The sequence below is a fragment of the Desulfovibrio piger ATCC 29098 genome (assembly GCF_000156375.1).
Taxonomy (GTDB): Bacteria; Desulfobacterota; Desulfovibrionia; order Desulfovibrionales; family Desulfovibrionaceae; genus Desulfovibrio; species Desulfovibrio piger.
This window is the reverse complement of the sequence record NZ_DS996359.1, coordinates 156,382-169,922: the sequence shown is the minus strand read 5'-3', so window position 1 is coordinate 169,922 and position 13,541 is coordinate 156,382. Positions and strand designations below refer to the sequence as shown.

General features: G+C 67.5%; 10 protein-coding genes. 6 read left to right on the top strand and 4 right to left on the bottom strand.

The features are described 5' to 3' along the window. Positions 1-384 precede the first annotated feature (384 nt). Both DESPIG_RS07395 and DESPIG_RS07390 read left to right on the top strand, forming a co-directional pair. Positions 385-1,575: a glycosyltransferase family 4 protein gene (locus DESPIG_RS07395; RefSeq protein WP_040369677.1), complete on the top strand. Its 1,191-nt coding sequence runs from the start codon at positions 385-387 to the stop codon at positions 1,573-1,575. Positions 1,576-1,719: 144 nt separating this feature from the next. Then, a complete protein-coding gene (locus tag DESPIG_RS07390; protein WP_006006965.1) occupies positions 1,720-3,069 on the top strand; it encodes a sugar transferase in 1,350 nt (449 codons plus the stop codon). Between the two features lie 108 nt (positions 3,070-3,177). Here DESPIG_RS07390 and DESPIG_RS07385 read toward each other — a convergent pair whose 3' ends face one another. Continuing rightward, positions 3,178-3,627 carry a Cd(II)/Pb(II)-responsive transcriptional regulator gene (locus DESPIG_RS07385; protein ID WP_006006964.1) on the bottom strand — a complete coding sequence of 150 codons (450 nt, stop codon included), beginning with the start codon at positions 3,625-3,627 and terminating at the stop codon, positions 3,178-3,180. 190 nt (positions 3,628-3,817) lie between these two features. Continuing rightward, positions 3,818-4,066: a hypothetical protein gene (locus DESPIG_RS14475; RefSeq protein WP_006006961.1), complete on the bottom strand. Its 249-nt coding sequence runs from the start codon at positions 4,064-4,066 to the stop codon at positions 3,818-3,820. A 15-nt stretch (positions 4,067-4,081) separates the two neighbouring features. On the opposite strand from DESPIG_RS14475, the gene DESPIG_RS07375 reads away from it, so the two are divergent. After that, the gene (locus tag DESPIG_RS07375; RefSeq protein WP_006006959.1) at positions 4,082-6,484 is read left to right on the top strand and encodes a heavy metal translocating P-type ATPase; all 2,403 of its coding nucleotides are present in this window, start codon (positions 4,082-4,084) and stop codon (positions 6,482-6,484) included. Between the two features lie 282 nt (positions 6,485-6,766). Here the strand turns inward: DESPIG_RS07375 and mutL are convergent, their stop codons facing one another. After that, positions 6,767-8,944, bottom strand: coding sequence for a DNA mismatch repair endonuclease MutL (gene mutL / locus DESPIG_RS07370; protein ID WP_040369676.1), 2,178 nt, complete (start codon positions 8,942-8,944; stop codon positions 6,767-6,769). 24 nt (positions 8,945-8,968) lie between these two features. Between mutL and DESPIG_RS07365 the strand changes: the two genes are divergently transcribed. Then, positions 8,969-9,343, top strand: coding sequence for a hypothetical protein (locus DESPIG_RS07365; RefSeq protein ID WP_006006954.1), 375 nt, complete (start codon positions 8,969-8,971; stop codon positions 9,341-9,343). A 135-nt stretch (positions 9,344-9,478) separates the two neighbouring features. Here the strand turns inward: DESPIG_RS07365 and DESPIG_RS07360 are convergent, their stop codons facing one another. Further along, positions 9,479-10,393 (bottom strand): DMT family transporter, encoded by a 915-nt coding sequence (locus DESPIG_RS07360; protein WP_040369675.1) that lies wholly within the window; start codon positions 10,391-10,393, stop codon positions 9,479-9,481. A 281-nt stretch (positions 10,394-10,674) separates the two neighbouring features. Here DESPIG_RS07360 and DESPIG_RS07355 point away from each other — a divergent pair, with 281 nt between their 5' ends. Together DESPIG_RS07355 and DESPIG_RS13295 are read left to right on the top strand one after the other, a co-directional pair. Continuing rightward, a complete protein-coding gene (locus tag DESPIG_RS07355) occupies positions 10,675-11,817 on the top strand; it encodes a DegT/DnrJ/EryC1/StrS family aminotransferase (protein ID WP_006006950.1) in 1,143 nt (380 codons plus the stop codon). Between the two features lie 94 nt (positions 11,818-11,911). After that, on the top strand, positions 11,912-13,366 hold the full coding sequence (locus tag DESPIG_RS13295; RefSeq protein WP_006006948.1) for a glycosyltransferase: 1,455 nt from the start codon (positions 11,912-11,914) through the stop codon (positions 13,364-13,366). Positions 13,367-13,541 lie beyond the last annotated feature (175 nt).

Below are 13,541 nucleotides of genomic sequence, written 5' to 3'. Positions count from 1 at the left end.
AAGGTCGTAGTTGCCCGCCGGGAGGCCGCGAAAACGGGAGATCCCGCCTTCGCGGCACAGACGGCGTGCTTTCCTTGTACGCTGTGCCGACGCCGCTGTCAAAAGACGCGCCCCCTGCCCCGGCAGGGGCTTTTTTGCGCATCCTGCCGGAATCGCGTTTTTTTGTCCGTGGCCTGCCCCCGCCCGCAGGGCCCCTTTGCCTCTTTTCAGCGGCAAGGGATGCTGGTATAGCCCGTGAAGAGCCCACCACACAGGAGACCGGCCAGACCTGGCCGGCACGTCTCCCTTTCCGGTCCGGCCAGGCGGGGATGCTCTTTGCCCCGCAGGACAGACAGCGCCCCATCACGGAGCGTACCCGCCGGACAGGTGGGCAAAGGATATGCCGTGAAAATACTCATCCTGGGCAATCAGGCCCGTTCCACTTCCAATTTCTGGACCGTCCTCATGCGCCGCATGCGTGCCGCCGGGCATGAGGTCCTTTGCGCCGTGCCCGCGGGCGACGACGCTGCCGAGGCCGCCATCCGCGCCATCGGCGAAGAAGATCCCGCCTTCCAAAAAGGCCCGGCCGTGCGCCTGTGCCACTATCCCCTGGACCGCAAGGGCCTCAATCCCCTGCGCGACATGGCCACCATGCACGCCCTGTACCGCCTGTTCAAACGGGAAAAGCCGGATCTGCTCTTCGCCACCACCATCAAGCCCGTCATCTACGGCTGCATGGCGGCGCGTCTGGCGCGGGTGCCGCACATCTACGCCACCATCACCGGCCTGGGCTACGCCTTCGAGGCGGACACCTTTTTCAAGAAATGCGTCAACCGCCTGAGCATCGGCCTGTACCACTGCGCCCTTGCCGGGGCCGAAGGCGTGTTTTTCCAAAACCGCGACGATGCGGAGCTGTTCCGCAAGGTCGGCATCCTGCGCCGCAGCGCGCGCGTGCTCATGGCGCGCGGCACCGGTGTGGACATCCGCCGCTTTGCCGAAGCGCCCCTGCCGCCCCTGCCCGCCGAGGGCTGCGCCCCCGAAGAGCGGGAGATCATCTTCCTGCTGGTGGGCCGTCTGCTGGAGGCCAAGGGCCTGCCCGAATACGCCGCCGCGGCCAGGGAACTGAAAACGCAGTACCCCGCCGCCCGTTTCCAGCTGCTGGGCCCGCCGGAACAGGGTCTGGGCAGCGTGGGCCTGGATCAGGTGCGCCGCTGGCAGGACGAAGGCAGCATCGAATACCTGGGCGAGACCCGCGACGTGCGCCCCTATGTGGCGGCCTGCCACGCGCTGGTGCTGCCCTCGTGGCGTGAAGGCACGCCCACGTCCATCATGGAAGGCATGAGCATGGGCCGTGCCGCCGTGGTCACGGACGTGCCCGGCTGCCGCGAAGTGGTGGAAGACGGCGTCAACGGCTGCATCTGCGCCGCGCACGATCCCCGCGCGCTGGCCGCCGCCATGCGCCGCCTGCTGGACGATCCCGGACTGCTGGTCCGCATGGGGGCCGCCGGCCGTGATCTGGCCTGCCGCGAGTTCGATGCCGAAGTCGTGGCCGAGAAGATCCTTGCCGACATGCGCGTGCCCCGCGCGGCCGGATAAACAAGCAACGACGCGGGCCCGGGGCGGCCCGCTCCTGTCCCGGCGCTGCCGGGACGACGGTGTCTCGCGGTCACAGGGACAGCCCGCCCGCCACCGGCAGCCCACGGGCCTGTCCCGTCCACTGTACGAAAAAATGGAGAAACTATGATCAGCCGTTACCGCATGGCATTGATGCAGGTGGTGGACCTGTGCTGCATCCTGCTGGCCCTGGCCGTTTCGGGCATGGTGACCATCGCGCCCGACCTGAGCGTCTTTGACGACTATACCGGCGCCTCCCTGTTCACCATCTTCTTCTATCTGCTGTTCTTCTACATCCTCGACGCCTACAGCGTGGGCATGGAAGACTTCAAGGACACCCTGGGCCGCATCCTGGTGGCCTGCGTGCTGGGCATCATCAGCTCGGCCACGGCGTCCTTCGCCCTGGAGAACTGGCGCTTCGACCGCGTGACCGTGCTCCTGCTCTTCGCGCTCTCCTTCGTGTTCTGCCTGGGCTGGCGCTTCCTCTACTATCTCAATGCCGACAAGCTGACCCATCCCCTGCGCGTCCTGCTGGTGGGCGTGGACCGCGGCGGCAAGGTGCGCAAGCTGCTGGCCGAAGGCCTGCCCAAGGCCCGCATCCTGGGCTATGTGGGCGAAAAGGACCAGGACCCCGACGCCGGTGAATGCTTCGGCCCGCCCTTCATGGCCTTGGAAGCCGCCAAGCAGCACGACGCGACCATGATCGTGCTCCTGCCCGACGCCCCCATCGACGACGACATCGCCCATGACCTGCTGGAAGCCAAGCTGCACGGCGCCATGGTGGTGGACATCCGCACCTTCTACGAGCATGTGGTGCAGCGCCTGCCCCTTTCCCAGATCACCGAGGAATGGCTGCTGCAGACCGAAGGCTTCTCGCTCAACACCCGCGGCAGCCTGCGCCGCCTGAAGCGCGCCTTCGACCTGTTCCTGTCCCTGATGCTGCTCATCCCGGCCGCGCCCATCATGCTCATCACCGCCCTGCTGATCCGCCTGGAATCGCCGGGCCCGGTCATCTACCGTCAGGATCGTGTGGGCCTGTATGAAAAGGAATTCACGGTCTACAAGTTCCGCTCCATGCGTACCGACGCCGAAAAGAACGGCGCCGTCTGGGCCGCCGCCAACGACGCCCGCGTGACCCGCGTGGGCAAGTTCATCCGCAAGGTGCGCATCGACGAGCTGCCCCAGATCTGGAACATCATCAAGGGCGACATGAGCTTCATCGGCCCCCGTCCCGAACGCATGACCTTCGTGAAGCAGCTCAAGGAACACATCCCCTATTACAGCCTGCGCCATACCGTGAAGCCCGGCCTCACCGGCTGGGCCCAGGTCTGCTACCCCTACGGCGCCAATGAGGAAGATGCCCGCCACAAGCTGGAATACGACCTGTTCTATGTGAAGAACATCTCCATCCTGCTGGACATCCACATCATCTTCAAGACCGTGGGCGTGGTGCTCTTCCCCAAGGGCGCGCGCTAGGCCGGACATCCCGGTACATGCACGACGGGGCGGATCAGCTTGTCTGGTCCGCCCCGTTTTTTTCTTCCCGTCCGAATGCAGAGGGTCCCAAAGACGGCCCTGCGAGGTTCAGGGATGCTCCTGTCCCGTACGCTGCTGCCGTGTCTGGCAATACTGGCAGTTTTCGCCGTCGATAAGGCTCTTCAGGATGCCGCAGCCCCCTTCCCGGCTGCCGTCGCATTTATGGTACAGGGATTCAAGATGCGCCTTGAGGTGCTCAAGATCCCGTATCTGCTGCTCCACCGCTTCGATGTGCGTGCGGATGAGCCTGTTGATCCAGTCACAGCTGCCCGTGGGATGGTCACTGTACACCAGCAGGGTGCGGATCTCGTCCAGGCTCATGCCATGCTGGCGGCAATGCCGGATGAAGCGCAACCGCGCGATGTCCTCGTCCCCGTAAAGACGATAGTTCCGTTCCGTGCGCTCCGGGCGTTTCAGCAACCCTTCCTTCTCGTAATAGCGGATGGTGACCACCTGACAGCCGGTCATCTTTGCCAGTTCGCCTATCTTCACTTTCATGCCTGTCCTCCGGTCCGGGCCTGTCCGGGATGGAACGGCAGTTGCCGGAAAAATTTTTTCCCGACGCGTCCTCCCCTCTTGACCCTATAGCGACTATAGGCCCTATGGTCTGTCTATAGCAAGAACGACCGGGGGCGTCGGCCACCGGCATCCCCGTGGAGGAACGACCATGAGCAGTGACGCACTGTTTTTATGCCCCTGCGGTGCCTGGCACCCGCAAGGCTTCGTATGTGACAAGGCAGCCACCCTGCCCGCCGGACACGAACACGCCGCCCACGGCCACGAGCATGATCACCACAGCCATGGCCACGGCCACGCGTGCTGCGGCCATGATCATGAGCACGGCGACCACTCGCATGGCCATGCGGAAAGCTGCCACGCGCACGAACACGAAAGCTGCGACCACGACCATGCGCACGAGCACGGCTGCTGCGGCCATGACGCGCCCCAGGCCGTGGACTGGAGCACGCTGGCGGCCCCTTCCGCCACGCGCGCCGTGTACCGCATCCTCAATATGGACTGCCCCATGGAAGAGGCGCTCATCAGAAAAAAGCTGGCCACCGTGCCCGGCATCACCGGACTCAGCTTCAATCTCATGCAGCGCGTGCTCACCGTAGAGCATGAGCTCCCGTCCACCGCCTCCATCGAGGCCGCCCTGAAGGCCATCGACATGACGCCGGAGCCTCTGGATGCCGCCGCAGGCGCCACGGCCGTCTTTGCGGTGAGCGGCATGGACTGCCCCACGGAAGAACGCCTCATCCGCAAGGCCCTGGACGGCCTGCCGGGGCTGCTCGGCCTTGAGATCGACCTGATGCAGCGCCATGTGCGCGTGCGGCACGAGCCCGCGGCCCTCCCGGCCATCACCGCCGCTCTGGAAGGGCTGGACATGGGCGCCCGGCTGCTGGAAGGGACGGACCGGACGCAGGACGCCATCCCGGCCCCCCGCATCCCTTGGAAGCGCCTGGCCGTGGCCGGCGGCTTTGCCGCCCTTTCCGAGATCCTGGAGCTCATCCAGCACTGGGGGGCGCGTCCCTTCGGCCTCGACATGGCCTCCTGGAGCGTGGGCGGCTGGCCCGTACTGACGCTCCTGCCCCTGTGCTGCGCCATCATCGCCATCCTGCTGAGCGGCCTGACCACCTACCGCAAGGGCTGGCTGGCCGTCTCCAACCTCGACCTGAACATCAATGCCCTCATGTCCGTGGCCGTCACCGGGGCCGTGCTCATCGGGCAGTTCCCGGAAGCCGCCATGGTCATGGTGCTGTTCAACGTCTCGGAAGCCATCGAGGCCAAGGCCCTGGACAGGGCCCGCAACGCCATCAAGGACCTGCTGGCCCTGGCGCCCGATACGGCCACGGTGCTGCGCGAGGACGGCAGCTGGCAGGAAGCCGACATCCGCACGGTGGCCGTGGGCAGCCGCGTACGCGTGCGCCCCGGCGAGAAGATCGCCCTGGACGGTCTGGTGCTGGACGGCCATTCCATGGTGGACCAGTCGCCCATCACCGGCGAGAGCATGCCGGTGGAAAAGCAGGCCGGGGACACGGTCTACGCCGGTACCCTCAACACCTCCGGTTCCTTCGAATTCCGGGTGACCGCCGCGGCCACGGACACCACGCTGGCCCGCATCATCCACGCCGTGGAAGAGGCCCAGGGCAGCCGCGCCCCCATGCAGCGCTTTGTGGATACCTTCGCGCGCTACTACACCCCGGCCGTCTTCCTGGTGGCCCTGCTGGCCGCCGTGGTGCCGCCCCTGTTCCTGGGCAGCGCCTGGACGGACGCCATCTATACCGCGCTGGTGATACTGGTCATCGGCTGCCCCTGCGCCCTGGTCATCTCCACGCCGGTGAGCATCGTCAGCGGCATGGCCGCCGCCACCCGCTACGGCATCCTCATCAAGGGCGGCATGTTCCTGGAACAGGGCAGACGTCTGGACTGCCTGGCTCTGGACAAGACCGGCACCCTCACCCACGGCAAGCCGCGCCAGACCGACTGCCTGTGCACCGGGCAGGAAGATGAGGCGGAAGTCCGCTCGCTGGCGGCCAGCCTGGCGGCCCGTTCCGACCATCCGGTTTCCGGCGCCATCGCCCAGGCCGCCGCGGAAGACCACATCCCCCTGCGGGACGTGGACGACTTCACGGCCCTGCCCGGTCAGGGCGTCAGCGGCATCATGGCCGGCCGTCGCTGGTACCTGGGCAACCGCGCCCTTGCGGCATCGCTGGGCCGCTGCCCGGCAGAGATCGACGAGCGGATCTCCCGGCTGGAACGGCAGGGGAAGACCGTGGTCGCGCTCGTGGGCGACGACGGCATCCGGGCCCTGCTGGCCGTGGCCGACACGCTCAAGGAAAGCAGCCTGGAAGCTGTCAGGGAACTGAAGGAACTGGGCGTGACCACGGTCATGCTCACCGGCGACAACGAACACACGGCGGCGGCCATCGCCCGTCAGGTGGGCGTGGACAGCTTCAAGGCCGGTCTGCTCCCGGCGGACAAGCTCGCCGTCATCGAGGAACTGGAAGCCCGGGGACACAAGGTGGGCATGGTGGGCGACGGCATCAACGACGCCCCGGCGCTGGCCCGGGCCGACGTCGGTTTCGCCATGGCCGGCAACGGCACGGACACCGCCATCGAGACCGCCGACGTGGCGCTCATGGACGACGACCTGCGCAAGATCCCCCGCTTCATCCGCCTGTCCCGGGCCACCTTCGCCATCCTGGTGCAGAACATCACGCTGGCGCTGGGCGTCAAGGCGCTGTTCTTCGCCCTGACCTTCACCGGTCACGCCACCATGTGGATGGCCGTCTTTGCCGACGTGGGCACGGCCCTGCTGGTGGTGGCCAACGGCCTACGGGCCATGCGGCAATAGCGGCCCGGATGCGGAGCGGCATCCCCGCTCCATGGCGCCATGCGCACCTGTGGGGCCCGGATCCTTCCCACGCCATGAATGACAGACCGGGACAGCCCCCTGAGGGACTGTCCCGGTCTTTTTTATCTATACGGCACCTGATGCCTGCTTTGCCGGAGCGGCCGGAACCACTGCCCGCCGGACATGATCGCGAACGTATCCTGCGGTAAGGCCCGTCAGCACAAGGCTCTGCGATCACGCACACGGCGGAAACGCCGCCGCACGCGCACAGGGCCAAAGGCCTCACTGGCGGCGCTTGAACAGTTTCTCCAGCGCCACGGCATCCCAGCGCAGGATGCTGGGGCGGCCATGCGGGCAGTATTCCCGCTCCGGCGTATGCAGCCACTGCCGCAGCAGGGCCGCGGCCTCGTCATCGGCCAGACGCTGCCCGGCCTTGATGGCGCCCTTGCAGGACAGGGAAATGAACATGGCGCGGATGTCGTCCTTGCGACCGGCCAGCACCTCGCGCAGGAACTCCCCGGCCTCGCTGCGGGACAGGGAGGGCGGGATGCCCCGGGCCAGCAGACGGCCGCCGGAGCAGGAGACATCGAAGCCCATGCGCTCCAGATTGTCCCGCACTTCCAGAAAGCGCTCCTCTTCCACCGGCTGCAGGGCCAGTTCCAGCGGCAGGGCTAGGCATTGGGCCGTGCCCGCGAAGGCCCCCTTGCGCAAACGCTCGTAGAGCACGCGCTCGTGCGCCGCGTGCTGGTCCAGCAGCATCAGGGCGCCGGACGCATCACGCAAAACAAGATAGGTCTCGGCCACCTGCCCCAGATAGGTCAGGCCGCCCACCACCAGCTCATGCCGTCCGGCGGCGCTTTCGTCCGTCACGGCAGTATCAGGCCCGCAGGCGGCATCCCCGGCTCCCGGCAGGACTTCCGTCCCGTCCGTCTCCGGCGTATGGGCCTGTTCCGCCGCATGGCCTGCGTCATCCTGCCCCGCCATGGGCGCCACATGCTCGGGCGGCATGGCCGTGCGGGCCGTCTGCCGGGCGCTCTCGAAAAATTCCTGTCTGTCGGCGGACAAACGTCCCGCTCCGTCCCCGTCCTCCGCGAAGGACGCGGCCGAAAACGCAGAAGGGGCCACGGCTTCCCGCAGGCCCACGGGGGCCGTCCGCCTGGAGGCGAAGGCCGCCGCACTGCCGGACGATGACGGCACGGACGGGGCATCCGCTACCTCTCCCGTGCCCGTCATGGACTCAGGGCACGTACCGTCGTCCGCATCGGGCCGCCGCACCTGCCACTGGCCTTCGTCTTCCCGCGTTTCGTCCTCCTCATGCCGCATCAGGGGCGCGGCATCGGCACTGCCCCAAAAGCCCTGCGGGCGCGGAGGCAGGTCGTCCCACAGGCGGGACTGCGCCGCCACCGGGCGGGCATCATCGGCCTCGCGGGCCGCGTCCAGCACGCTTTCCACATCGCTGACCAGCGCCCCCTGCACGGCATGGAGCACGGCGGAAAAGACCGAGGACTCGTCACGGAAGCGGACCTCGCTCTTGGCCGGATGCACGTTGACGTCCACCATGTCGGGCGGCATGTCCACGAAGAGCACCACCTGCGGGTAATCCCGGCTGGTGATGCGGCCCTTGTAGGCCTCGCGCACGGCGGCCAGCAGGCGCTTGTCGCTGACGCTGCGGCCGTTGACGTACAGCAGGATGCGGTCCCCGCGCTGCTGGCTCACCGACGGCAGGGCCGCCAGACCCCGGGCCCGGATGCCGTGACGTTCGGCATCGAAGGGGCGCAGGGCCTCCACCACCAGGCGCGGCCACAGCTGGGCCAGGCGGTCGCGCAGGCTCTGCCCGGGCAAAAAGCGCAGGGCCTCGCGTTCTCCGGCCCGGAGCGTGAAGCCTACGTCGCAGCGGGCCAGCGCCAGACGCACCAGCCAGTCCTGGGCCCGTTTGAGCTCCGTGGCCGGGGTCTTCAAAAACTTGAGCCGTGCGGGTATATTGGTGAACAGATCGCGCACTTCCACGATGGTGCCCCGATGCAGGGCCGAAGGCTCCACCGCCAGCAGGCGGCCGAATTCCACCACGATGCGGCTGGCCTCCGTCCCGCCGTCGGCTCCGGTCACGGCGGATTCCATGCTGAAACGGGCCACCGAGGCGATGCTCGGCAGGGCCTCGCCGCGGAAGCCGTAGGACGCGATATGCTCAAGGTCGTCCATGCTGGCGATCTTGCTGGTGGCGTGACGGGTCACGGCCAGTTCCAGTTCGCCGGGGGCGATGCCCGCACCGTCGTCCTGCACGCGGATGCAGCTCTGGCCGCCGTTCTCCAAAAACACGTCCACGCGCGTGGCTCCGGCATCCAGGCTGTTTTCCACCAGTTCCTTGACCACACTGGCCGGGCGCTCCACCACCTCGCCGGCGGCGATCTGATTGCGCAACTCAGGCGGTAACAAACGAATATGACGAGATACTCCAGACATGCGGCCACTCTATCCGGCCGCCAGATGCAAGGCAAGCGCGCCCTCCGGCGCCCCCTCAATCGCAGACGCCCCCTGCTGCACGGCAGCCGTTCCCTGAGCGCGCGGCAGGAGGCCCCCCATACGGTCAACGTGCCCGTGCTGCCGCAGCCGGAAGTCTTCGACCCCGACATGCTCTATGTGGAATGCGGCCATTGCGGCGCGCCCATCGTCTGGGAAAAGGGCCGTACCCGCCGCCTGCTGGCGGCCGTGGGCATCGACCCGCTGGAACTGGACGCCAGCTGCGTGCTGATCACCGATTCCTGCCCCCTGTGCGGCGGCAAAGGGCGCTACATCATCCAGATCTACCGCATCAGCGCGGCCCGCAGCGCCCGCCACGTGTTCTACGCGGGCAATGCCTGATCCCTGTCCACAGACCAAAAACAAGGCGCCCGTCTCCTTCAGGAGGCGGGCGCCTTGCCATTCATAATTCCGAGCCTGCCGGACGTCTTCTCCAAAACCCGGCGAAAACGGCAGGCCCCAGCATCCGCACAGCCCCTAGCTGTCTTCGCGCCGGCCTTTCTGGCCGCCCCACTGGCTGAGCAGCACCCCGGCCACCACCAGCACCGAGGCCATGTACTGGCCGGGCAGGAAGACCTCGCGCAGCAGGATGACGCCGCTGGCCAGGGTCAGGATGGGGATAAGGTTGGTGTAGGCGGCGGCACCGGCGGCCGAAAGACGGCTGACCCCCACGTTGTACAGGCCGTAGCCCCCCAGTGAGACCACCCCGCCCAGATAGACCACACTGGCCCAGGGGGCCCAGTCCGGCACCTCCACATGCAGCAGCACGGGCGTGTAGTCCAGGGGCGCCAGCGCCAGCAGCCCGGCAAAAAAGCTCATGCCCACGAAGGACTGCACGGCCGTGATCTGCAGGGGCGAATAGGCGGCGGAAAGACGCCGGGCCAGCACGGTATAGAGGGCGGCACAGACCATGGCCAGCCCCTCGAAGAAATTGCCCAGCACAGGCGCCGTGGCGGTCTCGTCCACGGCCGATTGCAGGGAGAGCCAGACCACCCCGGCCACGGCCAGGGCAAAGCCTATCCAGCCGCGCAGGCTGACCCTTTCGCCCAGCAGACGCCAGGCCACCACGGCGGTGATGAGCGGCAGCAGCGAGATGATCATGCCCGCCTGCGAGGCCGTGGTCAGGCACAGGGCGCGGGTCTCCAGCAAAAAGTAGCAGCAGGGCTCGGCAAAGGCCATGAGCAGGAGCCAGCGCCACTGCCCCTTGCGGCGCAAGTCGCGCAGCAGCCCGCCCCACAGCGGCAGGAACAGCAGCGTGGCCACGCCCATGCGCCCGGCCATGACCGTGAACGGATCCAGCGCGCTGAGCGCGATGCGCAGGGCCACATAGGACGTGCTCCAGAAAACCATGGCCAGCAGCAGGGCCAGATGCGGCCAGATGCGAACCCACATGACGATATCTCCTCCTCGGTAGCCGGGGCCGGAGGCGCGGCCTGCCCGGGCCTCCGTGCGTCGCAGCAGCATGCCAAAGCCGGAGCAAAAGGTCGAGCAAAAGAGCAGCCCGTCCGCGCACATACCGCAGGGGGCCGCCTCGGCACGGCCGCCCGCCCTTCCGCCCCGTACCGTGCGCGGAAGCCCCCCACAGCCGGCTTGCCCAGCCGTACGATAGGGCGTATTGCAGAGTTCCGGGCTGCCCCTGCCCGGTACTTTTCCATGAAACATGAGGATATGCCATGAGCATGCGTCTTTCCCGTTCCATCGTGGGCGAAGCCGAGGCCGAAGCCGTCCGGCGCGTCATCGTCGAGGACGGTTATCTGGGCATGGGACACGAGACCTGCCTGTTCGAACAGGAACTGGCCGCCTATCTGGGCGTGGCGCCCGAACAGGTGGTGACCACCAACACGGGCACTGCGGCCCTGACCCTGGCCGTGGACGCCATCGCCCCGCGCGATGCCGCCCGCAAGCCGCAGATCCTGGTGCCGTCCCTGACATTCGTGGCCTCCTTCCAGGCCATCGAGGCCGCCGGTTGCGAGCCCGTGGCCTGTGACGTGCTGGCCGAGACCGGCACCATCGACCTCAAGGACGCCGCCCGCCGCATCACGCCCGACACGCTGGCCATCATGCCCGTCCATTACGCCAGCAACCCCTGGCATCTGGATGAAGTCCATGCCTTCGCCCGGGAGCACGGCCTGCGCGTCATCGAAGACGCCGCCCATGCCTTCGGCTGCCTGCATCACGGCCGCAAGATCGGCAGCTTCGGGGACGTGGTCTGCTTCAGCTTCGACGGCATCAAGAACATCACGTCCGGCGAAGGCGGCTGCGCCGTCTTCTTCAACGCCACGGAAGCCGGGTATGCCGCCGATGCCCGTCTGCTCTCCGTGGAGGGCGACACCCGCTCCCGCTTTGCCGGTACCCGCACCTGGGACCCGGACGTGAAGCGCATCGGCTGGCGTTTCCACATGAGCAACATCATGGCCGCCATCGGCCGCGTGCAGCTCTCGCGTCTGGACGGGGAGTTCATCCCGGCCCGCCGCGCCCTGGGCGACATCTACCGGAAGCGTCTGGACGGGCTGGACGGCCTGCGCCTCTTGCAGACCGATCCGCAGGACTTCGTGGTGCCGCACATCGTCTGCGTGCGTGTGCTCGACGGCCGCAAGGACGAGCTCAAGGCCGCCCTCACCACCGCAGGCATCCCGGTGGGCGTCCATTATAAGCCCAACCATCTGCTGAGCCTGTTCCGCCCCGCTCCGGGCTCCCTGCCCCTGCCTGTGACGGAACAGCTCTACGGCGAGCTGGTGACCCTGCCCATGCACCCCGGCCTGAGCGCCGCCGATGTGGAACACATCTGCGACGTCATCACGGCCACACTGGCCTGACCTTTCCCGCTACGGAGCCGCCGCAGGCGGCTCCGTACGTCCGGCGTCCCGCCGGTACAGGGCCATGCCCGGCGCATGCCATCCCGAACATGCCATGACCATACTGTCCGAGACCACGGCCTTTGCCCGCAGCCTGCTGTCCCGTCCCCTGCTCCGTTTCGGCATGGTGGGCAGCACCGCCACCCTCTGCTATCTCTGGGCCGCGCATCTGCTCGTCCGCGGTGCGCACTGGCCCGCTCCGGCGGCCCAGGCCCTTGCCGGGCTGCTGGCCCTGCTGGCCGCCTATGCGGGGCATTGCTTCTGGACGTTCGGCATCAGGCGCGGCGACCACGCCCGCATGCTGCCCCGCTTCGCCCTGGTGCAGGGCGCGGGCCTCTGGCTGGGCGAGCTGTTCGCCCGGGGGCTGGGCTGGTGCGGCGTCCCCCACGGCCTGGCCCTGCCCGCCGCCTCCCTGGCGGCCCCGCTCTTCCTCTATCTGCTGTGCCGTCTCTGGGTCTTCCGGCCCATGCGCGCCATGAACCTGTCGTCCCCGTCATCCCGAGGTACATCCATGCATCATGTCCCCACGTCCGAGGCCCCCGTGGTCTCCGTCATCATGAACTGCCTGAACAGCTCCGAACATTTGCAGGAGACCCTGGACAGCCTGGCCGCCCAGACCTTCACCGATTTCGAGGTCATCTTCTGGGACAACGGCTCCACGGACAGCAGCCCGCAGATAGCCCGGGGCCATGCCGGGCTGGCCGGGCGCCTGCGCTACTTTCGCGGTGAAGAGACCGTGCCCCTGGGCGCGGCCCGCAACCTGGCCATCGCCCAAAGCCAGGGGCGCTATGTGGCCTTTCTGGACTGCGACGACCTGTGGCGGCCCGAAAAGCTGGCCCGTCAGGTGGCCTGCTTCGAAGCCGATCCGCATGTGGGCCTGGTCTGCACCGATACCGAGATCTTCGACGGCAAGCATGTGCTAAAGCGCCTGTTCGCCGAATCCCGCCCCCAGCGCGGCAAGGCCTTTGCCGCCCTCATGGAACGGCAGTGGATCTCCATGTCCTCGGCCATGCTTTCCCGCGCGGCCCTGGACAGCGTGGTCTGTCCGCCCGCCCGGGAGGGCGGCGCGCCGGTCTGGTTCGACGAGAGCCTCAACGTCTGCGAGGAAGCCGACATTTTCTACCGCGTGGCCCACGACTGGGAACTGGACCATGTGGACGCGCCCCTGACCCTGTGGCGGGTACACGGCAACAACACCACCTTCCGCAAATTCGGCCAGTTCGCGGACGAGACCCTGTACATCCTGGAAAAACACCGCCGCCTCTGGCCCGGCTATGATGCGGCGCATCCCGAGCTCGTCAGCCTGCTGACGCGCCGCGCCGCCTTCCAGAAGGCCGTGAGCCTGTGGCGCGAAGGACGCGGCAGCGAGGCCCGCGCCGTCATCGGGCCCTGGCGTGACGAGTCGCGCAAATACCGCCTTTTCTGGTGGGCCAGCCATCTGCCCGGGGCCTGCTTCGATCTGGCCGCGCGCCTGTACTTTGCCCTGCCGGCCGTGATCCGCCGCCGCTAGGGGATATTTGAGACATCAGGGCCACCCGCCATGCGGGTGGTCTTTGGTTCCGGGCCGTGGCGCCCAACGGACTGACGCCCATAAAAAAAGACGGCGGGAACGCATCACGCGTTCCCGCCGTCTTCGCATATCGCGCGGAAACAGGCGGGGCATGCGGCATGCCTCGCCTTATATA

Bases quoted from the DNA above. Each gene is read 5' to 3' on its own strand.
- DESPIG_RS07390 (WP_006006965.1), top strand. From the start codon at position 1,720: ATGATCAGCCGTTACCGCATGGCATTGATGCAGGTGGTGGACCTGTGC.
- DESPIG_RS07385 (WP_006006964.1), bottom strand. From the start codon at position 3,627: ATGAAAGTGAAGATAGGCGAACTGGCAAAGATGACCGGCTGTCAGGTG.
- DESPIG_RS14475 (WP_006006961.1), bottom strand. From the start codon at position 4,066: ATGGCCGCAGCAGCCGTGCTCGTGCGCATGGTCGTGGTCGCAGCTTTC.
- mutL (WP_040369676.1), bottom strand. From the start codon at position 8,944: ATGTCTGGAGTATCTCGTCATATTCGTTTGTTACCGCCTGAGTTGCGC.
- DESPIG_RS07365 (WP_006006954.1), top strand. From the start codon at position 8,969: ATGCAAGGCAAGCGCGCCCTCCGGCGCCCCCTCAATCGCAGACGCCCC.
- DESPIG_RS07360 (WP_040369675.1), bottom strand. From the start codon at position 10,393: ATGTGGGTTCGCATCTGGCCGCATCTGGCCCTGCTGCTGGCCATGGTT.
- DESPIG_RS07355 (WP_006006950.1), top strand. From the start codon at position 10,675: ATGAGCATGCGTCTTTCCCGTTCCATCGTGGGCGAAGCCGAGGCCGAA.
- DESPIG_RS13295 (WP_006006948.1), top strand. From the start codon at position 11,912: ATGACCATACTGTCCGAGACCACGGCCTTTGCCCGCAGCCTGCTGTCC.